We start from the raw sequence: 24310 nt of genomic DNA, 5'->3' as shown, positions 1-24310 counted from the left end.
GTTCGCTCATGACGTCGGAGGACAGTGCGGGCGTGGAGGCGCTGCCGTGGCGTTCACTGCGTCCGTTCGTGTCCGTCGTGGTGCTCGAATGTACGGCGGACGACCTTGCGGCTGGTTTTTCCCGCCTGACGGGACAGTTGCTCCAACCGCGCCGCGGAGTCGCGCTCGGGAGTCAGGCTCTGGTCGCACTCGGCCAGTCCGAGGGCCGGAACCAGACCATCGACGGAGCCGGGTCGCTCGCTGATCTCGGGATCGATCAGGTCTGGGGTTCCGTGCGTCGGCACCAGCGAGCGCCCAGTTGGTCGGGGCGGGATTCGATCTTCGTGGATACCGAGCACCTGCTGACAGTCGCGCTGCGTCGTGGTCGGCTCGTCGCGGTCCATGCCGAGCATTCCATCCAGGCTGGGATACTTCGCTGGCTTTACAAGGAACCGCGACCCCCATTTCGCCGTGTCCCACCGTGGGCATTGGAGGGTGCGTTGCTCCAAGGCGAAGCGAACGGTCTGTGGTTGAGGGGAACGCATCGCAGGCGAAGGACTAAGCCCGACACGAAAACACTCAGTGGCAGGGGCCTGCAGGATTCGCTCGATCCGCACGCGGACAGGTCCTTTGCCTTGTCGGCAGGCTGCTCCGAGCTTGGTGCCTCGCCGGACCGGACTGTCCTCACAGGAAAGGTCGGGACCACACCCGAGAAGTCCACGGTGTGGTTCAAGGCCACGACCGACTTCGCGACGTTCGTGACCGCGGTCGTGGAACTGCTCGTCCTTCTTGACAAGACCATGGTCGACGGACCGGCTGAGTCCCAGTTCTCGATCCTCGCGAGGCAGATCGACGACATCTCACCGGTGTGGGGTGCCTACGAAGTCCTGGTCGACCCGCCTGATCACCTGACGCCGGAAGTCGCGGGGAACGACGATCTCCGAGACGCCGCGGTGATGTTGGAGGACGCGCTTCTTGAGGTGCATGGCACCGCGTCGCAGGCGTTCACGATGGATGTGGGGCTGGACGGATCGATCAGTGGTTGCCTTGGGGTTCGTCCGGTGCCCGTTGGCGGTGGGTACCGGCTTGACATCGGGTTTCGAGGTGAGCCGACGAATCTCCGCCCGGTCCGGGGCATCCTCGACGCGCTTGGCAACGGTGAATTGCTGACAGTGCACTACCGGTCAGGCCACGCGTTCACCGGAGGCCAGTTCTGGGAGGCCCGGACGTCCGTGGCGGGGTTTCCGCAATGGACGTTCGCGGACTTCGCCGGATACCGGGTGGATCAGGAGAAGCCCAAGTTCAAGGCGCCTCAGGCCATCCATGACGCGATCGGCGCACCCGATGATCGGTCGCTGTTCTCGTGGGTGGTCGCGCGCTACACCGACGGATGGCTCATCTGTGACGACGGTTCAGGTGAGGTCGCAGACTTCCTGCACATCTCGCCGGATGGCACAGTGAGCGCGATCCACGTGAAGGGTGCACGAAACGCTAGTTCCAACCGGCGGGTGAGTGCGGCGGCATACGAGGTCGTGGTGGGGCAGGCGGTCAAGAACCTTCCCTTTGCCGACGCCAACCGGCTCCGGGAGCGGCTCGCTGCTCCGGCTCTCGCCGGGCCTGCATGTTGGACTTACGGAGTGCGGGTCACCGGGCGTGGGGACTTCCTTGATTCATTCGACATTCGGGACGCGACCGACGGATACCGGGTAGTTGTTGTGCAGCCGCACATGCGTGAGTCACATTACCGTGATCTCCGGCGGGAGGGAGTCGAAGCGCCACAGAGTGCCGAACGCATGAGGCTCGCCCTGCTGGAGACTTTGCTCAACTCCGCCCGATCGTCCGCCGTCGGCATCGGCTCGGACCTGGAGGTCATCGCGAGCGTGTGATGGTGGTGGCGGTGTGCTCGCGAATGTGATTGCGAGGGCTACGTGGAGCAACACTCTGGTTCGCCAAACTCGCTAGGTAGCGTGATGACTTCGGCGCCGACGACGGAGGTTGCGTGTTGATCGGCTCATCGTCGAGTGGGGGCGTGTGATGGGCACCTCGATAGTGAGGGAAGGCCGATGGAGTTGCAGGCGAAAGTGGGTCGACCGGCGACGTACAGCGGTAGAGCAGTTCGTCGGCGTGCTGGATTGGTGGACGCCACCAAGGTCCGCTTGATCACCAGGGCCTACCGGGTTCCTGGTGGACCGCCTCAGCTTTTGGTCATGAGGCGATGGCATCGGTGAGCTGGTTGACCTGATCGAGCAGGTCGGCTGGCGGAAGCTTCAGGTCGAGCGCGTGGCAGACGATCTTCACGTCCGCCCCCGCGACGACATGGGTCGTCGCGTCGGCGTTGCCCTTGGCGTAGACGAGGTGTCCACGACGCAGTCCGAGCGTCGTGCAGTAGGCGAGGAGTTGATAGAGGTCGGCGTTCGGGTAGCCCGACGGCTTCTCCTGCTTGTATTTCGCGTCGAGCACGGCTGCTGGGCGGTTGTCGGTCATCCACACCAGGTCCGGGTACATGGTCACGGCCCGGGCGTCGTCGAGGTGGCACGGGAACTGGGGTCGGGCCAAGCCGCCGTGGGCCGCGTGCAGGCGTTCCGAGACGGCGACGGTGACGAAGTCCTCGAAGATCTTTGGCAGGTCGAACAGGAAGCCGGTCGCGGCGATGCTGCCGGGCGTGTGCTCCGGTGAGGTGGCCCGCCACACCAACTCGGCCAGGCGCAGCGCGGGCACATAGCGCTGGTTGAGCCTGCTCGGTTGCCAGGTGGGTAGCTGAGACCCGCGAACCAGGCTGGTCACGTCGGCCAACCGGGCACGCAGGCGGCCGATGCGTCTGCGGGAGTCAGGGTCGATCCGCGCGACGGTGAGGATGCGGGTGAGAGCGGCCAGCAGGATCTGGTTCTCCGGGATATCGACGGTGAAATCATCGTGGCGCAACTCCATCGGGATCACCCGACCGTGGTGGCGGCGCAGTTGGTCGGCCTCACGCAGCCGCCCGCGCATCACGTACGAGGTTTCCTCGATCGTCTTGTACCCCTGGAGCAGGCCCTGCCGGATCGCCCGTTCGGTTTGTCGCCACAGGGCTTGGGCGATCGCCGGGATCAGACCGTCGCGGGCGTCGAGGTTGACGGTCTCGTCCTGCCATCCCTTCGGGTCGGCCACATAGCCCACCAGGAACAGCAACCGGTCGATCGGGAGCTTGGGCGTGATCCACAGCTCGAGGTCCGCGACTCGGGCGACCCCGACTTTCCCGTTGGCCGTGATGTCCCACAGGCCGGGGTCGAGCGCGGACGGCGCCGCCGAGACAATCTTGGAAGCCGCGAGCGCGCGTCCCTGCTCCGGGGTCAGCGGGTGCTGTGTCCGGCCGAGTTCGACGATCTCGATCAGGATCATGGCTGTGGGTCAGGCCGTGGGTTGGCGGGTGCCTTGTGCAGTGCGTCGAGGCGGTAGCGGTCAAGGATTTCGGGCGGGCTGCCGTAGTGGTGTTCGGCCAGCAGCGGCAGGATGTCCGACTCCCATACCCGGTTCAGGCCGTCCTCGGATCGGTAGATCGACTCGCGCATCAGGAACGACGGGCCGATGGCCAGGTCCCGGTCCTCAATCCGCGCGTTGAGGGCGTCGAGGAGGTCAGCGGCGTTCTTGTTGTGGTGCAGGTGTCCTTCCGCGTCGAGCCGGGCGAGCCAGGTCCGCAGGAGAACGTCGGTGGGTGACTGCGCGGGGTGCAGTTCCACGAAGGCGAACCGGCGCCGCATAGCCGCGTCGACCAGGGCGATCGAGCGGTCGGTGGTGTTCATGGTGCCGATGATGAAGACGTTCTTCGGCAGCCGGAAGGTGTCCTCGTCGTTGGCGGAGTACAGCAGGCTGATGGCGCGATTGCGGTACTCCAGCAGGAAATACAGCTCGCCGAACACCTTGGCCAGATTCGCCCGGTTGATCTCGTCGATGATCAGGAAGTATGGGTCGGACGAATGTTCCCTGGCTGCGTCCACAAGCCTGCGGAACGGACCGCGGTGCAGGTCGAACGCCAGCTTGCCGTCCTTGCCTTGAACGGGGCGGAACCCTTCGAAGAAGTCCTCGTAGGTGTACGACGGGTGGAACTGGACCAGCTTCACTTGGCTCGGGTCACCGGCCAGGTGATAGGCCAATTCTTGGGCCAGATAAGTCTTTCCCGTGCCCGGAGGACCGTAGAGGATGAGCTGGTGGCGGTCCCACAGCACCTCGGCCTGCTTCGATAGCCAGCCACGGCCGATCATCAGGCGATTCGCTAGATCGTCATCGACCTCGCGGAACGCCAGTGGTCGCTCCGGCGCGGGAGCGGGCTCCTCGATCTCGACGTGGAGTTTGGCGAGCAACTGCTCGATCGTCGCGATGTCCTCTGTCAGGTCGACTACATCGGCTGTGCTGGCCAGCCGCGCGGGAAGGGGGTCTTCCAGTTTTGGGTACGGGATCGGCCGGTCGGCGTTGAACCAGGTCGCCGTGCGCCGAAGGTTCGAGCGTTGGTCATCGGACTGGACGAAGGTCGCGTCGGACGTGATACGCCCGAGGAATGCCTTGCCCTGGGAGGTGGTTAGCAGGTAGTCGCCGGAGCGCATGCGGTTGAGGAAGGCGTCGTACTCAGCGGTCTTAGCCACGCGAGCCGCGTGGGACATGTGCTGGTAGGAGTCCTCGACGATCGCTTTCAGTTCGTCGCGGGGGACTGGCGGGGTAATGGTGGGGAGCTTTGTCCCGGCGAGCGAGACGTAGCCTCCGGTCTGCCAACCCGGCACCAGGTCACGGCCTTCCACCGATGACCCGCGCACCAACCAGGCTCGCGCCGACGGGGTGGGCTCGGCGTCCTCCCCGAGTTCCGCGAGCCGTTCGGCGAGGTCGTCGGCGGTGAGCCGCTGAGTGGGTGAGGCATGGCCGTCCTCATCGAACTCGACGCCCTCCGACATCAGCTTGCGCCGCATATCTCCGCCGCGATAGGTCGCGCTCAGCAGGCGGTCGGGAAGTAGCGTGCCGTCCTCGTTGAGGACCCGGTGTGATCCGGGCAGGGCAGGGTTGGCCTGCGCCAGAAAGTGCGGCACATGCTTGACGGGAACATTCGCTTGGGACGCCAGTGCCGTGAAGGACGTCCACGCCCCCTCCTCGACCGCGGACAGTGCCCTGGCGATGTTGCGCTCATCCCCGCTGAGTTGTTTTACAGCAGCCTTGCGGTGTTTGCGGATCTCCTGGTACCGACGCTCCATCTCGGCAACGAACTGGTCCGCGTCGTAGGTGTCCATGGCGGCTTCGCCCGCAGGGGTGATACTCCAGAGACCGTCCCGTTTGGTCAGCCAGCCCGCCGAGGCCGCCTTGCTTGTGCGCCACCGGAGGTGATTGATCCACCGCCTCATCCCGGTGTCGTTGATCACCGCCAGTTCGTGCGGTGTCAACGACACACGCTGCGCGATCCGATCCGCGACCTCCTTGGCCTGGATCGGCTCGTCGGCCTCGCGCAGCACCTCCATGCATGCTCGCAGCAGCAGCGGTGTGCGCACGGTGTCCGACATGCTCAGCCCTTCTCGGTCTTGGCCGGGTGGCGGTCGCCCTGACCGGGCGGCGGATCGAGCATGGTCCGGTAGGGCTCACCGGACTCGATCGCCTTGGCCATGGCGTCGTAGATGTCGAGGATGGCGGTCTTGGTGCGGGTGAAGCGGTCGGGGTCGTTGTTCTTGAACGCGCGGAACGTGTCCATGATGTAGTCCACGTCGTCGCGCGGCACGCCGTGGAGGTGGAAATAGGCCGCGTCGAGCTCGGCCCGCAACCAGAACCGCCGCCCCTCATTCCACCGAAACGGCCCGCCTTCGTCCCCGTGATCCCGCGCGAATCCCGCCATGTCGTAGGTGGTGTACGACAGTTCGATCACACGATCAGCGACCCACTGCTCGCGAATCGTGCTCTGGTCCCATCCGCAAGTTGCGCTGTAGCTCACTGGAGGGAGGACGGGCAGTTGGTTCATGTAGCCATATGTGAGGTGCGTGCCAGCCATCTTCTGCCGGGCGACGTAGTCGGCGACGATGGACGACAGGTTCGCATACAGGCAGATCGGGCGTGAAGAGATTGACGTTATCAAGGGGAAGGTGTGCCCGATGGCGGCGACCGGGAAGGCGCTGGCGATGAGAGTTCGAGTGTCGGAGCTGCGGCAGATGTCGCGCCAGCCGAGTAGCCAGTCCTTGTCCCAGGACTTTCGGGCTAGGCGATCGGTAACTTCCTTCTCTGGTACCCAGTAGCGCGGGAGCACAGCGAACGACGGGTCATCCTTCTGCTCGGCGGTGAGGCGTGGGAGGGTGCCCATCTTGGACTGGGCCTCGGTCTGGCCGTCGTAGGTGCCGAGTCGGTGATCGAAGTGGTGCACCATTTTCGCTTCGTAGAGCGGCAGCATTCGCTCGCCGCCTCGGACGAACACGTTGCCGTCCAGCGACCAGTCGTCCGCTTCGAGGCTGTCCTTGTCGCGGAACAGGCCAGAGTCGTTGGCCATATCGAGCATCCGCAGGAAAGTCACTTGCCAAGGATTGTCGTCGGGCTCCTCGCGCCACAAGACTCGGCCGACGTGGCGGTAGATCGCCAAGGTGATCTCGGCATTGCGCTTGTAGTCGAACACCGGACAGGTGCCGGTGTTCGGGTTGAGCAGCGTGATGTCGTCCGGGGTGAGGGTGAACCGCCGCTCCTGGATCTGTATCGGCCGGCGAAGGCGGAAGGCCAGGTTGATCCGGTCCTGCCGGGATCGTTTACCAGCACTGGTCCACAGGCAGAACCGGACGCGATGATCGACATCGACGAAGAGCTTTTCCTCGTTCTCGAAGTCGTAGATCGAGGCCAGCGTGCGGGTGGTGACGAGGTCCTTGAAGAAGTACTGGGTCGTCGCGTCGGTGGCGATACCAGTCGGCAGGACCATCCCGACCCGCGCGCGTGGGGCCAGGATCGTGCGGCCCGTTTCGGCGAACACGGCATAGGTGTTGATGTCCCCGCGCCCGGTCAGCGGATACCTGCCGGTCTCCCGCAGCAGGTGGCTCCACCCATCGGCGACCCGCAACTCGGTCCGGAAATCTTTGAACAGCTTCTTGTCCAGCTCGTCGTCGCTGTGTTCCAGCGCGGCGATTGCCTTCTTCCGGGCAGCGGCGTTCTTGGCTTGGGCGATCTTCGGGTGCCGAGCGGCGAAAAACTCCTGTTCCTGCAGCTTCACCCGCTCCCACGGCGGGTTGCCGAGCACGCAGGTGAACCCGCCTCGCCAACCGGTGTCGCTGTCCACGCCACCTTCGGGGACCTCGAAGATATGGGGGAACTCCACATGCCAGTGGAAGAACCGGTAGTCCCGTGTCAACTGCTCCACAGTCACCAGCGTCTGGCTCTGGACCAGGTTCTCCGCGCCCTCCCCAATCCAGAGCAGGGTGCCCTCGGTGATCGGGTGCAGTTTGTGATCGTCGTCCATCGGCTGCACGAACGCCGCGCACCAAGCGTCCGCCTTCCGCTTGGCGCCAAGGCGTTCCTCGTCGATCTGGCGAAGCCGTCGCCGCTGCGCATAGACGTCGACCAGTTCGCCCGGCAGGGCCGCCACCAACTCCGCTGTGTGCTGGGCGATTGCCTCGTTGGTCATCTCCGCGCCACCGAAGGTGAACATGTCGACCTGGCCGCCGAGTTCCTTCGCGTTGAGCTTGACGATCGCCTTGGCCGCGTCCTTGTCGTCGCCCGTCAGGGGCTTGAATGCCTCCTTTGGGATGCCCTTCTCGATCAGCGCGGGAGTCGTGCCCAGCAGGGAGTTCCCGACGCGGATGTTCGCGTCCAGGAACGGCAGCGGCTTGCCCGGCTCCACCGACTCCAGCCACAGTGACACCTTCGCCAGCTCGGCCGCCGTCTCGTTGATGTCCACGCCGTAGATGCATCGCGATACGACCTCCCGCATCGCGTGCCGCACGATGGTGGGCGACGGCTCGTTCTCGCCGCTGCGCAACTGCGCGACCCGTCGCGCGATCCGTCGGGCCGCCGCGACGAGGAAGTGCCCGGATCCACAAGCCGGGTCGCACACCGTCACTCGCAGCAGCGCCTCGATCCGGCCCGCGTCGTCCGTGGCGCTCGTCGCGGCCTCGTCCAGCATCGGGTCCAAAGCGCTGTCCAGCAACGCTTCCGTGAGCGACGACGGCGTGTAGTACGACCCCGTCGTCTTGCGTTCGTTGCCCGCCGCGGCTTGCAACGCGAAGGTCTGCTCGGACAGGTCGTACACCGGGTCCAACTCCAGCAGCGACTCGTAGACGCTGCCCAATTCCTCCGAGTCCAGGTTCTGGAAGTCCACGGGCCGCCGGTTCCCGTCCGACTCGATAACGGCCAGCGATCGCAGTGCCTCGATCACGGCCGCGTTCGACAACCGCAGTCCTTCCAGCGGCGCGTCGAGTTCGTCCGGCAGAGATGGGTCGATCAGCTCACCGGCGGCGTCGCGGGTGATGCGTTCGAACAGGCCACCGATGCCCGGAAGAGCCAGCGCGGCCTGTCCTTGTTCGGTGCCGAGCGCGTCGAACACGAGTCGTACGGCGTCCCACAGATCCTCGTGGTGGTCCGCACCGCCGCGCCGTGCGCGTTCCCGCAGCTTGCGCGCCGAGAAGTACCGGGCATATCGCTCGCGCGCGGCCAGTGGGGCCTCCGGGTCGAGCAGCACATCCCGATCCTCGGCCACGAACCAGAACAGCAGCCGGTACACCAGCCGCAGCACGGATCTCTTGTAGTCGAACCGCCCGAGTGCGCCGGACGCCAGGGCGGCGCGCAGCTCACTGTTCGCGGGATGGCGCAGGAAACCGGTGCCGAGAGTAGTGATCGCGTCCCTGACGCCCACACGGAGGCGTTCCCGGGCACGTTCACCCTGCTTGACGGCCGTGTCGCGCCACTTCTCGAGCCAACAGTCCTTGGGCAAGGACTCGCCGTCCACGACGAACCGCGACGCGTGGACCAGCCGGAACAGCACCATGAAGTCGCTGTAGAGACGTTCGGTGAAGATCAGATCCAGGTCGAACTCGACATACGCCGACCCGGCCAGCGCCCGCGAATCCCGCAGCAGCCGCAGCGTCTGTCCATTTGAGACGATGGCCCACAGGTGCGCGTCGGAGTTATTCAACAACTCTTGGACCATCGACTGTGGCGCCGCGTCGGCGGCACCCGCCACGCCCTTGGTCTTGTGGTCCAGATCCGTTGCCCACGGCAGCAGATGCATCGGCACGTGGTGCCACAGATGGGTGACCTTGTAGGTCTTGTCCGCGATGGTGATCCCGCTGCTCGTCTCCAGGATCCCGTAGCCAAGTTCCCCGAACAGCGCCCGAAGCCAGTCGCGGGCGCTTCCCTTGCCGCGCTCGCGGTTACGAGTGAACGCCTGCCACTCGGTGCCCAGATCGTCGAAGGCGCGGGCCGCCGCCTCGCGGACCGTCTTGCGCGCGCCGAAGCTGTAGTCCTCAGGATCTCGGCCCGCGAGTGTGGCGTCGTCCAACACTCGGCTGAACAACTCGGCAGGGAGCAACGAGCCCGAGACCCGTACGGACGGAAACGGCGACCGGCTCATCGGGCACCCCCGGCCACGGCGGGAAGATAGATGTAGACGCCCAGCACATCGACCGGGGTGTTCGCCCGCACATCGATCTTGGAAGTGCCTGCCTGTCTGGTCGCCTGCCGGACCCGCACATGCGACTCGTGCAATTGAGCCGCCATCGCTTCGGCCGCCGCGTCGAGGTGCGGCATGAGGGGCTCGAGTTGGGTGACCGCCCGCTCGACGTCGTCGCGGGCGAGGTCCGGTGAGACGTTCCCGGACGGTGTCCCGGTCAGCACGAGATCAACTTCTTCCGGGGTCAGCCAGTCCGGTTCGGTCGGTCTCCCTCGGAACGCGAGCACCCTGGCCTCCTCGGCCACCAGAGGTCGTTTGCCGTCACGCGCGGGCAACGTCAGGTGCAGGCGGAAACGGACCAGCAGCAGGGTCGTCCGCTTGGTCACCGCATCGGTGCGCAACACCCCACATCGCCGGGCCGGACGGGGACCGGGCATCTTCTGGTCGAGCGCGCTGTCCAGAACGTATCGAGCGACGGCGGCCACGCTCGGGTCGGTCCGGTCCAGGTGGGCGTGCTTGCGGGGCACTGGAAGATCGCGATGGAACGGAAGCGCGCTCGGTCGCCCCGGTGGCAGGGCGTCGCGGAGACCGGCGGGCAGCGTGGCGGTGATCGCGTCGAAGCCGTAGGGCCGCTCAGTCGGGGAGGCACCCAGGATCTCCAGCGACTCCCGGGTGAACCCCTCCACATCAGCTGCCGACCCCATGCTGGCGCGCACCTCAGCCAACTCGCGAGCCACATCGTCTGGCTTGATCCCCGATTGTGCGAACTTCGTCAGCGCCGCGTTCTCCTTGCTCGCGTAGCTGTCCCACTCCGCGTGCAGGTCGGTCTGCTTCCTCAACGCGAACAGCGCACCCTGCTCCGCCGCCGGCTGCGCGACCAACAGTTCCTCCAAGACCGCCTCGACCACGTTGTTGGCCGAGTCCGGCACCGGGACACTGATGCCGAGCTGCTTGCGGATCTCGTTGTGCTTGCGGATCAGCACCTTCATCACGATCTCGTCGATCTGATTGTCGCCACCGCTGATCGTCACGGCCCGCACGTGGTCGTAGGGCTGGCCGAATCGGTCGACCCGGCCCTCCCGCTGCTCGTGCCGCGTCGGGTTCCATGCCAGGTCGTAGTGCACGACCGCCTGGAAATGCTCCTGGAGGTTCACGCCCTCGGACAGGCAGTCGGTCGCGACAAGCACATGCCTGCGTGGAGTCGAGGTCAACTCTGAGATGCGAGCCTCACGGTCCGATGGCGGCAGAGTGCCAGTCACGCAGCCGACCGCCGCGGTCTTGCCCAGTAAGCCACGTAGGTTCTCGGCGACATACTCGGCGGTGTCGATGAACCGGCAGAACACCACCGGGTCGTAACCATCACCCAGGAGGCTCTGCACAACCTCGGCGAGCTTCGTGAGCTTCGCATCCGCCGCAGGATCAAGGCTTTTGGCTGCCCTGGCGAAGCGAAGCAGCCGCTCCCGTTCGGGATTGCGGCCCTCGGGGGCGTCGTCCGCGCCCGCGACGCTGTCGAGCGACTCCGCGGCTTCGTCCTCGGCGAGGTCAAGGACCGACGCCCTACCCAACCGGTCGGCTTCCTCAGGAGTCTCCGCGCCCATGGCCCGCGCCCGCGTCTCCAACGTCGCCGCCGCGGCCTTCGGAGATGAAGCCAACGCGCGGAGCAGGGCCAGGGCCGACCAGTAGCGGACACGCTGCCGTACTTGCCCACCTGTGGAGTCTTTGACGGTCTCGCGAGCGTAGGCGAGCACGGACTGGAACAGCTTCGCGTAGTCCTCGCCCAGGTAGTACTTGTGCTCCTGGGTCAGGCGATCAGAGGGAAACGGGGTGTCTTCCAAGAACTTGCGGATGTGGGCGCGACGGCGCTGGACCATGTGCTTGGCCAGACGCTCCCGACCCGCACTGGTGCCCAGGTCGACAGTGGCCAGACCAGAGTCCAGCAAGCCGATCAGGTTGCGGAACCCCTCGTCCTTACCGCTGTGCGGGGTCGCGGTGACCAGGAGCATGTGCCGCTGCGGGTCGGCCGCCAGCTTGCGCAATAGGTCATAACGCAGCGTCCGGCCGCTGCTGGTCGATCCGTCCGCCACGCATGTGTGGGCCTCATCCACGATGACCAGGTCAGGGCAGGTCTGGGCGAAGCGGTCGCGGTATTTCGTGGACTTGATGAAATCGGTGGACACCACCGTGTACGGGTAGCGGTCGAAGATCGATTGGTCGTCGAACAGGCCGCGCTCCAGCCGCTTGACCGTGCTGGACAGCACCAGTTCGGCGTCGATACGGAACTTCGCGCTCAGCTCCGCCTGCCATTGTTCGGCCAGCGCCGGACTGCAGAGCACGGTCAACCCGCGCGCGCTGCCCTGGGCCATCAGCTCGGCGGCGATGAGGGACGCCTCGATGGTCTTGCCGATGCCCACGTCATCGGCGATCAACAGCCGCACGACGTCCTGACGCAAGGCCATCAGCAGTGGCACCAGCTGATAGGGGCGTGGCTCCACCGCGATGCCCGCGACCGAGCGGAACGGGCCCGCTGTGGAGCGAAACCCAACCTGCAAGGCGGTGCGCAGCAGACCGGCGCTCACCGCGTTGCCCGCGTCAGCCGGATCGGGTGCTGGGAAGGTCGCGTGCGCGACCGGCTCCACTGCGGTGAGGATCCCCGCGATCTCATCGTCGGTGCCCCCGAGCGGGCGGACTACCAGCAGGTCCGGGTCCGAATCAGGCAGAACGACCCAGTCCCGTCCTCGAGCTCGAACCAACGATCCGACGGCGAACGCGCTCACCGGTCTCCCTTCCGGCTCACGCCGAACACACTCGGATACTTCGTCACGATCTGTGAGTACGTCGCCTCGCGCGGCACTGCTATTACACCCCAGCCAGCATCCCGAAGATCATCTACGATGTCATCGTCCTGGCTGTGGACGAACACGGCCACGGGGCCCGTCACGGTGCGATAGACGAAGTCGGGTTCGGACTCGGACGTGGAGCCGGAGACCTCGTCGGGGCACCGATAGTCGTTGTTTCGGAGCCAATCCAGCAGGTCGGCGACGGGTTTGCGCGGCTCGGCGGCGACGGCGGACTCCCACAGCTCGGCTGGGTCCCTCCGCTCACCCGACTTGTCAGTCTTGGACCCGGCGCAGGCCAGTAGCAAATCACGGGTGCGGTGCCGGTCGATCTCCAGATGGGCGGCCTGGTTGCCGTAGGAGAGCAAACAGTCGTAGCAGGCGCGGGCGCAGCGCTCGCCGGTGTCGTCCATCACGCCGCCCAGGTCGACGCCGTGCTCGTCGAAATGGCAGATGAGCAGCGCCCGCCGAGCTGCCCGGGCGAGCGCGTCGGGCTCCTCCACCAGCCGACGGAGCACGCCGGCGCCGCCTTCGGCGCTCTCCACGAACAGCGTCCGGCCCAGGTCGTCGGCGTCCGGCAGTAGTTCGCTGGCGAGTTCGCTGTCCTCCAGTTGGAATTCGGCCTCGATGCCGCGCTCCAACGCATACATGAACGACAGCGCGGTCGCGTCGTCCACCGGCCCGTCGACGAAACGGGTGATCAGGATGTTGCGGCGGTCCTCGACATAGGGGATGACCTTCTGCTTGCGGGAGACCTTCGCCGCGTCGCCTAGCTCGTCGGTATCCGGGGCGTTCTCCCTGGCATTGCTCTCGGAAAGCCAGTGTCCGCTCTGGGTGTCGATCCAGTACCCGTTGTTGTCTTCCCCGGGCTTGCGTCTGCGACGACCCATGTTCGTGACCCGCACGGTGGCGGTATCGCCGTAGCGGACGCTCAACACCGGCGTGCCATCGACCGTCGCCGTGGCGTCGAGCCTGCCAGGACGAGAGCCATGATCGTTGAACCGGTAGGAGGTGACCAGTTCGAACCCGCCGCGCCTGCGCTCCTCCTCGTCGGAGGAGATCCGCTCGCGCCGCACCGCCTTGACCGTCTGCAAGCGCAGCAGTCGGTACATCGTGTGGTGGAGCAGGGCCCCACAGGACTCACAGACGTCCGTGCCCATTTCATTCTCGTGCAGATAGCCGCACGCTTCACAGCGACGGGCAGCGCGGGTGTCCAACCCGGTTTGCCCATCCTCGGTCGGACCCAACTGCACCTGGTTGACCTGGTATCGCGAACCCTCGTGGTAGATCAGAGCGCCAGGGCCGAACTCACTGATCGCGATGAACCGGGGACGGTGGATGAATTCGGCATCACGCGGAACACCCCGGCGCCCCGGCACGTACGCGCGCAACGGAAGCCGTGGGAAGGAGTAGCCGGGCAGGAAGCCCTCGGCAGCGAAATACCGGTAGGAATAGAAGTCGGTCTGGAAGTCGGTATCGTCGTTGCGCAGCAGCCTGAGCTGGTTCTCCGCTTCCCGTCGCCGCAGCGATGCCTTGTTGCGGGCGTCGTGGCCGCTCGAGTGGTCCAGGACGATGCTGTTCTGCTCACGCTGCTCGGACAGCGCGACGCGGTACAGCTCCCGCCATCGCTCAAGGGCCTGGTCGAAGACATGGGGTGCGCTCGTGACGACTCGACGCACCCACTCGTCGTGCCACCACGATGTTTCGGCGAGCTCGTCGGATAGCTCGGCCAACACCAGGCGCGCTCGCCGCTCCGCACGCTCGCGGGCGATCACATTGTCGATGTGACTTCGCACCGAATCGTGGATCGGATAGCCCTCCCGGCCAGTGTCGACGACATTGGCAATGGACTTGTCCATCACCAATTCCGTCTCGGCAAGCCACATCGCATGCACATGTGACCGCAGGAGATCCTCGTTGACCAGGTCGAGCTTGGGAGGTGCGACTGAGCCGCCGACCATCTGATCGCGATGCCGGAAGTAGTACTGGTCATGCGCGTTACCGGTGGCGCAATACGTCGTCACCAGGGCGGGCTGCCCCGACCGACCTGCCCGGCCCGCGCGCTGGGCGTAGTTCGCGGGCGTGGGTGGCACATTGCGCAGCCCTACGGCGTTCAAGCTGGCGATGTCGATGCCAAGTTCCATCGTCGGGGAGCAGAACAGGACCGGAAGGTCACCGGCGCGGAAGGCGTCTTCACGTTTCATCCGCTCGTCGCTGTTGACCTGGGCGGTGTGCTCCTTGGCGCGCAGGCCGGACAGTGTCGCGGCGACATCGGAGTACAGCCGCAGGAAGAACGGGTTGACCCGAGGGCCGGTTTCCGCGGCGACCTCCCGGCGCAAGCGGTCCTCCGCTCCGGAGCTGCCGTCGCCGGGACGCCACACGATTGACGAGGCCTTGAGTTGGTAGCCGGGGGCGTCGGAGTCGGGAAAGCGGTCGATGGTGAGAAGCCCGCACCGCTCCAGGATCCGAAGCAGATCGCTGATTATCTTCTGAGCGTCATCGCGGGTCAGGGCGTCAGTTGTGCGGGAGAACTGATTCGGGCGCAACAGGTAGCGACCATAGGCGCCGTATCCGCTGAGATAGAGGTGTTCGCGTTTACCGCCTTTGCCGCCGGTCCGGGCGAACGCCACGCCTGTCTGTGGCCGAGTCTCCCGGTCGGCCAGTGCCCATGGCTCGTTGAGGTGCTGGTCGGAAAGTTTCTGCAGTTGCTCAAAGCCCAGATCGGTGAAGCAGTCGACGTCGATCGCCAGCACTCGACGCAGTTCGTCGAGTAGAATCCGCATGAGTTCCAGCCGGTGCTCGGCGACGTCGTCGCGGAGTGCGAAATGCCGGTCGCCCCATAGGTCTTCGTCGGCTGCGATCTCCGGCAGATCGATGTAGTCGATTTTGAGCAGACCGGTTTGCTCAAGGTTCGGCATCGTGATGCGCCAGCCGCGTTCGAGGTCCTGGTAGAGGCGAAACCCGACCAGTCTGCGCAGCGCTTCCCAAGCCCTTTTCTCGGCGGTGAACCGAGCCTCTGGGTTCTTGGCGAAGTCCACCAGCGTCAGGCCGAGCGCATCGGTTACCCGTTGCTCGATTACCTCGTGACTCACGCCGGACGGTTCATTCTTGATCGCCTGATAGAGCGCGCCCCGCAACTGGGTCACCTGGATGAAGTCGTTGAAATGACCGGCTTGCAGGCTCGCGTCCTGACGGTTGTCGGCGAAGGACAGGAGTTTGCGTGCTTCTGGGCTCACCTCTGCTTGATCGCGCAGGCTGCGGACGATGCTCGCGCTGAGGACCGATGTCGCGGAGCTACGACCCTCGACGGCCAGCGACGCCAGTTTGGCGAAATCACTGCTGCGGATCTGCTCGTAGGACACCCGGCAGCGCAGGCAGAAGGTGAACGGACTGGGGATGAACGCCGCTCGTACACCGGCACCGCGTTCCACCTGTGTGCCGGTCGGATCGAGGTAGATCACCGTAGGAAGGCTCTTAACCCGGCGCGGCGCGATCGAGACGTATCCGTCGTCGGACGTTGCGAGCCAGGACTCGGGAAGCCGCTGCTCGCTGATAGCGACATCCACTCCGTCAGGCCAGGGGATGTCCGAGCTGATGAACAGATAGCCGGTTGAGGCGCTGCCACCGGCCGCGTCGGCGTCTCTCCGCGAGGTGAAGCGTGCGACCCCGCCCTGCTCCGTGCGCTGCACGACAAGGTATTCCTGGCCACACTCGCGGCAGAAGGCGGCAGGCAGAAGAATCCGCCCCTCGGCGGCGGAATCCGGAACGATAGTCTGGTATCGCGTTGTGATGTACCGGGTCTCGGGTGTCTCGACGCTCAGGTAAGCATTGTCCCCTTTGGACAGGAACTGGTGCAGACGGAAGGCGAAGGCTGGTCTGCGAGTCTGCGGGTCGGTCAGGCTTGCGCCAAGCTGCAGTGTCTGCTCGACGGCGAGACGGCACTCGTCGGCGCTTCTACCGGTGTGGTCGGCGAGTCGTTCCGCGGCCATGGGCAACGTGGTTGGTTGCCGGGGGCGGACAAGCTTCCCGGATTCCTCGGTCACACCGAATGTCGCCTCGACCCACGCCGCGAGTGGGTCGGCGGTGAAGTCATCGTAGGTGGCTGCCCGCGGCCCGCCCGGCACCCGGGCGGAGATCGCGGCACGGTCGTTTGGGTCGCCCGTAGTCGCCCGGCGCAGGGTCTCACCGATGACTGCGCCCCTGGAAACCGGCACACCGAACAGGCGCGTCGCGACGTCGGCGACCACTCGGCGGCGGTCCGCGTCCGATCCCTCGGTGGTCATCGTCGCCGAGGTGCCGACACATTGCAGTTGGTCGGCGGCACAGGCGTCGCGGAGCCTGCGCACCAACATCCCGACGTCCGCGCCTGCGCGACCACGATAGGTGTGCAACTCGTCAAGAACCAGGAAACGTAGCCCGTGGGCAGCGGTGATCAGACGTTCTCGCTCCTTTGGGCGCGTCAGAACCAGTTCGAGCATCACGTAGTTGGTCAGCAGGATGTCGGGCGGGTCGCTGAGGATCTCGGCGCGTTCGGCGTCGCGGTCCTGGCCGGTGTAGCGGCGGAAAGTGACTGGGCCGCGGCCGTCCGGAAATCCATGCGCCAGGAACTTTTCCAGCTCGTTGCGCTGGCTGTTGGCGAGGGCGTTCATCGGATACACGATGATCGCCTTGACGCCCGGCTGGTAGGCGCCGCTCGCGCGGAGACGGACCACGTGGTCGACGATCGGAACGATGTAGCTCAGGCTCTTGCCGGAACCGGTGCCGGTGGTGAGGACATAGCTCTGTCCGCCGCGGGCGACGTCGATCGCGTCTCGTTGGTGCTGATGCAGTGTGAGCGGATACCCCGCAGAACCCGGCTCGTCTTTGCCGATGCGGAAGATTCGCTCGCACTCTGAGTGTAGAACGCCGTGGTCGACCAGCTCAGTGATCGTTCCGCCCGAAGCGAAGTTCGGGTTCAGCGACAGATACGGATCGGGCCATTGATCGCCTGCGTCCTGGCGTCGGCTGACATGATCTCGGATTCGAGTGTCGTGAATTTCGGTGAAGCCCGAGGTGAACGCCTGATAGTCGGCGATGAGCTGCTCGTGCAGCTTGAAGACGTCCATCGCAACCCACTCCCGGTCATCATCACTACGCGTCAGGCTACCGGTAACGGTCCGCAGTACCAGCGCGTAGCTCCACTCGGTGACCGTGCCCGTAACCGTCCGGGCGATTCGGCTGATTTCCGCCATAAACGACTGGTACGAGCTGGGCTCATATTCCAGAAAGGAAAGCTGCTCTGTGCCTGTGCTCAGCGCTCGATCGCTGCGAGGAAGTCGCACATCGTCGAGGAGGGGTTGTCGTGGGGAAAGTCAGTCCGGTCCCGCTGGTGACGTTGAGATAGTCCGGACGCGCGCAGCGATGCCGCCTGTCGAAGACGCATGTACCGTTCCGCGTCGACCCGCTTGCCCGCGCGCCCATCCAGTTTGCGGCTTCTCCGCTCGGCGTCGTGGGTGTTCATGAAAGCGCTTTGGTCTTCGAAGTGAAGGATCAACCACAGCTCGAAGCAAGGGTTGGAGATGGCGAGACGGATGCCGTGCTTGTCGGCCAGCCGTATCGCTTCGTCGAGGTTGGGGTGGTTCTTGGGCCACTCGACGTCGAACACACACCAGCACTCGTCGATCTCGTCGTCGCCGGCGCGCTCGATCGCTCGCCGCACGAGGGTCAGCGGGACTCCCTGCTTCGGGTCGATCTCGATGTTGATCGACGTTCTGCCGTGGACGTTGGGGAGCCGTTTCAGCGCGTTGATGTAGTCGGGCTCAGACGCTTCGCCCTCGCAGAAGACGAGGATGGTCTTCAGTTCCTGCCGATTGGCGGTCTTTCGCCTGAGATCTTTTGCTCGTGTCCTTCTCGGCGACATCCGGTCAGCCGATCAAACCGAGAGCACGGAGCATTTCAGTGCGATCGATCTCCGGCAACGCGCCGAATCGGCCATGCAAATATGCCTTCTCCAGGTTTTGTGATTTCCTGACCCGTTCACCAGCGAATTCCGCCAAAGCGCCGAGTCGAGTGGCGCCACTTTCGGTTTTCTCGGTCAGCCAGACTTCGTCGCGATTGAGATGGTTGAGCAAGCTGGTGTCGTGCGACGTGAAGATCAGCTGTGCGTTCTTGGGATTTGTCGCCGGATCATGGAATAGTCGAATCAAGTGCATCGACAAGGTGGGATGCAGACTTGCGTCGAGTTCGTCGAACAACACGAGCGACCCAGCTTTGAGTGCGGCCAGGACAGGGCCGATGAGTGCGTACCATGTGCGGGTGCCTTCCGATTCGGCAGCGAGATCGAAAGGCACTCGCTCGCTGCCGGTACGGTGGACCAGGCGCACTCTGCGCCGTGTACGCGTTCGCCCCGACTCACTGCCGCTTCCGGGCGAAGAGACCTCATATTCGTCGAATACGACATCATCAATTCCGAGATCGGCCATGCGTAGCAAGGCCAGTGCCTGGACTCGATCTTCTCGGGTAGGGCTGAGTGGGTCTTCCAGCTCCCACAGTGCTGACTGATCGCCGCCGGGGGAATCGTCGAACCAGCGACGGGTCGAACTCACGTTTGTAAGGCCCGTGAAACGGCGTGTGCGCGGCTTCTGTCCGAGCGTCTGAGTGGACAAAAGGGTGCGGGCGAAATCCGAGACCACCGGTTCGTTGAATCGTCTTGCGATGGACAGCGCCAAGGTGCGTGGCGTCAGGAGTTCGCGGGTGCCGGATAGGCTGCCGAGGCCCCGTTGCAGGATAAAATCTCGGCCCTCGCGTTCGAAGACTCGTCGCCGCTTCTTCTCCGGGTAGTGAAACAATCCTTCGTAGTGGATCGCGTGCCGATCAAGTTGGAGTACGTACTCGAATCTCACGTTCGACACCATGGATTCGATGGTGAATTCCGAGGGCAGGCTTGGGCCGTCGGTGAAGGCGAACGGCTCGAGCGGAATCTCGTCGTCCCAGAAACGCAACGATTCATGGACCGCCGTTTGCAGCCAGCTCATGGCGGCGATGACGTTGGACTTGCCGGACGCGTTGGGGCCGAAGATGGCGGCCACCGGCAGGAGGCTCTCCCCCAAGTTGGGCGCCGGGCGTGCCTCCGGCCGGTCTCGGTCCACGGCGACCATCGACAGCTCGACGGGCTCGAGCACTGAACGGAAGTTCGATACTTCGAATCGGATCAGCACCGCGTGTCCCTCCTGGCGCTGAGGCCGCTGCCACGACCGCGATTTCGTCACATACGTACGACAATCTACCTTTCTCCGCACTCGTGGCGCCAATGGGCGCGTGTCACAGCAGGGCGATCTCACTCCTCGGCGACCCGGCTATGCGAAGAGTTCCCGGATGTCCTCAACGTCCAAGCCAGTGCCGAACATGTTGCCGTCGTCCATGACGCTGGTGAACAGGTCGGCCTTGCGGGCCTTGAGGGCCATCACCTTCTCTTCGATGGTGTCCTTCGCGATGAGCCGGTACACCATGACATTTCGGGTCTGGCCGATGCGATGGGTCCGGTCGACGGCCTGTGCTTCGGTTGCCGGGTTCCACCACGGGTCCAGTAGGAAGCAGTAGTCGGCCTCGGTCAGGTTCAGGCCGAATCCGCCTGCCTTGAGACTGATCAGGAACACCGGAACCGAGCCGGCCTTGAACCGTTTCAGCACGGTGGCTCGGTTGCGGGTCTTGCCGTCGAGGTAGCAGTACTCGACTCCGGCCGCGTCCAGGCTGTCGCGCACTTTGTCGAGGAACCCGGTGAACTGGCTGAATACGAGCGCTCGGTGGCCGCCGTCGACGACCTCTCGCAGGTGTTCGAGCAGGGCGTCGATCTTGGCGGAGGGGAGGTCCTGGTTGGCGTCGTCGACAAGTCCCGCGTGCAGGCTCAGCTGGCGGAGCAGGGTGAGCGAGCGCAGGATCGTGAACCGGTTCTTGTTCATGTCGTCGACCAGGCCGAGCACCCGCCTGCGCTCGCGTTGCAGGTGGGTTTGGTAGATCTTGCGGTGCTTCGGGTGCAGGTCGACTTCGAGTACCTGCTCCTGTTTTTCGGGCAGGTCCGCGGCGACCTGTTCCTTGGTGCGGCGTTGTACCAGCGGCTTGATCCGGCGCCGCAGTTGGGCGAGGAGTTCGGTGTCGCCGCGCTTTTCGATGGGCTGGCCGTAGTAGTCGCGGAACCTGGTCGGGTTCGGGAACAGCCCGGGCGAGGTGATCGACAGGAGCGACCACAGCTCCATCAGGTTGTTCTCCATGGGCGTGCCGGTGATCGCGAGCTTGAACGGCGCGGGCAGCCTGCGCGCGCACTGGTAGTTCTTCGACTGGTGGTTCTTGGTGAACTGGGCCTCGTCCAGGACCAGTCCGGACCACGCGTGTTCGGCGTAGGCGTCGAAGTCGATGCGGAACAAGGTGTACGAGGTGACTACCACGTCGGCGCCCGCGGTGGTTTCGGCGAGGGTTTGGCCGCGGCGGCGCATCGTGTCCGAAATGGACACGACGTTCAGTTCCGGCGCGAACCGCGCGGCCTCGGCCGCCCAGTTCGGGACGACACTGGTCGGTGCGACGACCAGGAACGGCGGGCGGGCCGGGTCGCTCTGCTTGGCGTGGCAGAGCAGGGCCAGCGTCTGCACCGTCTTGCCCAGCCCCATGTCGTCTGCGAGGATTCCGCCGAGTTTGAAGTCCCACAGGAACTTCAGCCAGCGGAAACCGTCGAGCTGGTAGTTGCGCAGATGAACCGCGAGGGTGTCCGGCGGTGGCGTCGGGTCGACGGAGTTGACCGTCCGCAGGGCGTCGACCTGCCGCTGCCAAGCGCCTGCCTGGCGGTCCACCACGCCCAGTTCGGCCAGTTCGTCCCACAGCCCGACCTGGAATCGGCTGATCTTGAGTGGGCCATCCGGTGAGTCGCGCAGTGCTCGCGCCTCCTCGATCAGCTTGCGCAGGGTTTGCAGTTCGGGCTTCTCGAGTGAGAAGTAAGCGCCGTCGGGCATCAGTAGGTGCGACTCTTCGGCGTCGAGCGCCATGAAGACCTCGGCGAACGGCACCTCCCGACCTTCGACGGTGATGGTCACGCCCAGGTCGAACCAATCCGTCTCGCCCGCCACTTCGCCGGTCGACACGCCGATCCGCAGTGAGTCGCCCGCCTCCCGGTAGTCGAGCGGGTCTCCGCCGACCTCGACGGCGGTGTCCGGGGCGTCCGCGAGCAGCGGGATCACTTCCGTGGTAAAGCGCAACGTGTCGATTCCGCGCAGCCGCGTCCGAGCGGTCAGGGCGCGTTCCGGGTCGCGGAGGCCGAACTCCTCCAGCGGGAGATCAAGATCGGCCAGGACTGCTTGTTCCTTGGCCAAGTCCCGGTATCCGTCGTCGGAACCGGCCTGGTCGAGCGGAACGCGAATCGGCGAGTCGCCGATCTGGTACGCCCACTCCCATTCCAGGTCCAGCGCGTGGTCCTCGCCATAGTTCGCGCGCAGCACCAGCGTCGGGTCGGAGATCGCTGGCGGGGTGAAGGAGTTGTCGGAGGAGACCACGCGCGCCACGTGCCGCAGGCGCGGGTAGAACTCGTCGCGGAACCGGTCGCCTTGACCGGGCGGAACCACGAGGTGCTTGTTCTCCACCGCCATCCGCTGCAACTGGGCGGGCGCGGTCCCGTCGAGCCTGGCCAGCCCAAGCCGCCAGTCGGCGTGCTCCACTCCGGCACGGATCTGCGCCCGGTCGACGTAGACGACGCCGTGCCCGTCGGACCCGATGAACCTCAGCGGCGCGGCGTCCACTTCGGACCCGTCGACCAGGAGCACCGGGGAGACCGCGAGTGATCCCGGCTCCGCACCCTGGGTCACGTCCAGCAGCAGCCGCGCGCCACCGGGAGGATCAAGCGGGCCCAGGCGTTTGCGCCCGTGTACCAGCCGCACACCGAGTGTCGCCGCTTCGTCCAGCAACGGCCACAGTTGGCGCGACTCGAACGACGCCAGGTCGAGCGTCTTCTGTTCGCTGTGGTAGCCGTAGGAGTGCAGGCCCTCGTGCGACCGGTACGCCGCGTACAGCTCCCGCAGTACCCGCACGTGCGATGTGCGGTACTCGGTGTACTGGTATGGCGCGCTCAGTTTGGACCAGGACAGCCCGCCCGCGACCCACCCGTTGCGGCCCGGCGTGACCAGCCGGGCGACGACCTTGAGGGCGGGCTCGACAGCCCCGCGGCCGTAGGTCGGCCTGGTTGGCGTCGCCGCGACCGTCAGTTCGATTCCGATCGGCGCCGCGTCCGCCCGGTCAGCCGCGCGTGCGGGTTCGACCAGCGACCCCAGCGACTGCTCCCAGGACGGCGGGGCAGGCGCGGCGGGCTTGCGTCTGTCCATGCCGTTCGCGGTCAGGACCAGCGCGACCACGTGTTTGCAGTCGTACTCGACCGGGCAGTTGCACTCCCCGTGCGCGAATCGCACGACGGCACCGCCGCGCGACGAGAAGAACGCCACGGTCTCGTAGAAGCCGCCCGATTGGCTTCGCACCGTGCCGAACAGTGCTTGCTCGTGCGCGTCCCAGTGCATCCGCACGACCGCGTTCTGGCGTGCGTAGTGGGCACCACGCGCGTACGCGCCGGGGCCTACGGCGTCGGCCAGGTCGCCTGGATCGAGGTCGGGGAGATCCGCACGCATCCGGCAAAGATAGTGACCCGCCCTGTGGCCGGTCCGGCCAGGTTCGCCGGAGCGATCGGGCAGGCCCGATGTTCGCCTAGCTGTTCCTGATCTCGCTCAGCAGGGCGGACATTCCGGTGTGGGGCAGTACAAGCGTGCCCGCACCGGGATTCTTGCTGTCCCGCAGCCCGAACCGGCCACCATCGAGCCACGCCGCCTCCACACAGTCCCCGCCCCCTGTGCCGCCGTCGCCGGAGAAGCTGCTCTTGCGCCACGTCGCACAGGCCTGGGGGGTCATCGGATGCTCCTCAAGGTGGGGATCACTCGTATGTTTTACCAGCCGCCTTGATCGCTTCCAATGACTCAGCCACCGTCAACGCGCGCTCGGTCAGAATGCCCCATCGCTCGATGCAGGTTCGCACCTCGGCGCGGTCCTCGATGTAGACGGCGCCACCAGGGCCTTCCGCGTATCCCACATCAGGGATCGGGTCCGGCAACGTCAAGATTGAGAACGATCCATTCACGGCCGGGGTGGCTCCAGCAGACTTCGGAAGTACCTGGATGGTGATGTGTTCCTGGGTCGCCGCATCGGTCAGTCGACTGAGTTGCCCGACCATGGTCGGGCTTGTCCCGATAGGACGTTCGAGCACCGTTTCATCGAGGATCACGTGATACCGCACTGGGCTTGGACGGGTGAGCACACGCTGCCGGGCGGCCCGAGCCAGGACTCGCCGTTCTACCACCTCATGAGCCATACCCGGATTCGCGCCGTTGATCAGCGCGCGCGTGTAGTCCGGTGTTTGGAGCAGGCCGGGAACGATCATCGTCTCCAGTTGCCTGCGGGCGAGCAGAGCGGCCTCAACGTTCAGCAGCTCATGGAAGTCCTCGGGCAAGTCCTTGCGGATGGCCAGCCAGTAGCCACGTTCGCCCGCGCGTTCGGCAAGGCTCAGGACCCACTCCCGCACGTCGTCGTCGTCGACGCCGTAGGCGTCGAGCAGGCGCTCCACGTCGAAGGATTTCACTCCCTGCTCGCGGTTCTCGATGCGGCTGAGCTTCGACCGAGACCACTTTCCGCCTTGTTCGGACAGCTTCTCGACCACTTGATCGATCGTCATGCCGCTCTGCTCACGCAGACCCCGCAAGGTCTCGGTCAGCTGCCACCGACGCACCGTCGCCGTCACGGCGACCCCAGCATCCTGGCCCACGCGCCCACCTCCGAACGGGTGAAAAATGGGATTCCCGCTTTTATGTCTGAAGCTTTCGCGAGAGCGTATCAGCACAGTGCGTGTTGGTTTCAGTAC

Annotated in this window: 11 protein-coding genes; 1 reads left to right on the top strand and 10 read right to left on the bottom strand. The window is 65.4% G+C overall.

Annotated elements, in window-relative coordinates:
• Positions 1-8: 8 nt before the first annotated feature.
• Positions 9-1865 carry a hypothetical protein gene (locus tag GPZ80_RS12975; protein ID WP_187220581.1) on the top strand — a complete coding sequence of 619 codons (1857 nt, stop codon included), beginning with the start codon at positions 9-11 and terminating at the stop codon, positions 1863-1865.
• 319 nt (positions 1866-2184) lie between these two features.
• Here GPZ80_RS12975 and GPZ80_RS12970 read toward each other — a convergent pair whose 3' ends face one another.
• From GPZ80_RS12970 to GPZ80_RS12925, 10 genes are all read right to left on the bottom strand, one after another.
• Positions 2185-3357 (bottom strand): McrC family protein, encoded by a 1173-nt coding sequence (locus GPZ80_RS12970; protein ID WP_187220580.1) that lies wholly within the window; start codon positions 3355-3357, stop codon positions 2185-2187.
• Entirely contained in the window at positions 3354-5495 is a 2142-nt protein-coding gene (locus tag GPZ80_RS12965) for an AAA family ATPase (RefSeq protein WP_187220579.1), read from the bottom strand. The genes GPZ80_RS12970 and GPZ80_RS12965 overlap by 4 nt, the downstream gene beginning before the upstream one ends.
• 2 nt (positions 5496-5497) lie before the next feature.
• Positions 5498-9523 carry an Eco57I restriction-modification methylase domain-containing protein gene (locus tag GPZ80_RS12960; protein ID WP_187220578.1) on the bottom strand — a complete coding sequence of 1342 codons (4026 nt, stop codon included), beginning with the start codon at positions 9521-9523 and terminating at the stop codon, positions 5498-5500.
• A complete protein-coding gene (locus tag GPZ80_RS12955; protein WP_187220577.1) occupies positions 9520-12336 on the bottom strand; it encodes a DUF8741 domain-containing protein in 2817 nt (938 codons plus the stop codon). The genes GPZ80_RS12960 and GPZ80_RS12955 overlap by 4 nt, the downstream gene beginning before the upstream one ends.
• Entirely contained in the window at positions 12333-17627 is a 5295-nt protein-coding gene (locus tag GPZ80_RS12950) for a DEAD/DEAH box helicase family protein (protein WP_246477040.1), read from the bottom strand. Before GPZ80_RS12950 ends, GPZ80_RS12955 begins: the two co-directional genes overlap by 4 nt.
• Before the next feature lie 59 nt (positions 17628-17686).
• Positions 17687-18295, bottom strand: coding sequence for an RloB family protein (locus GPZ80_RS12945; RefSeq protein WP_187220576.1), 609 nt, complete (start codon positions 18293-18295; stop codon positions 17687-17689).
• Between the two features lie 4 nt (positions 18296-18299).
• Positions 18300-19592, bottom strand: a complete 1293-nt coding sequence (locus GPZ80_RS12940) for an AAA family ATPase (RefSeq protein ID WP_187220575.1) — start codon at positions 19590-19592, stop codon at positions 18300-18302.
• A gap of 138 nt (positions 19593-19730) precedes the next feature.
• A complete protein-coding gene (locus tag GPZ80_RS12935) occupies positions 19731-23030 on the bottom strand; it encodes a DEAD/DEAH box helicase (RefSeq protein WP_187220574.1) in 3300 nt (1099 codons plus the stop codon).
• A gap of 76 nt (positions 23031-23106) precedes the next feature.
• Entirely contained in the window at positions 23107-23307 is a 201-nt protein-coding gene (locus tag GPZ80_RS12930; RefSeq protein ID WP_187220573.1) for a DUF397 domain-containing protein, read from the bottom strand.
• Positions 23308-23329: 22 nt separating this feature from the next.
• Entirely contained in the window at positions 23330-24214 is an 885-nt protein-coding gene (locus GPZ80_RS12925) for a helix-turn-helix domain-containing protein (RefSeq protein WP_187220572.1), read from the bottom strand.
• Positions 24215-24310: the final 96 nt, after the last annotated feature.

Origin of the sequence: Actinokineospora xionganensis (genome assembly GCF_014323725.1) — a bacterium.
In the GTDB taxonomy this organism is placed as follows: domain Bacteria; phylum Actinomycetota; class Actinomycetes; order Mycobacteriales; family Pseudonocardiaceae; genus Actinokineospora; species Actinokineospora xionganensis.
The sequence above is the reverse complement of the archived record's forward strand: the minus strand, read 5'-3'. Positions and strand labels throughout refer to the sequence as shown.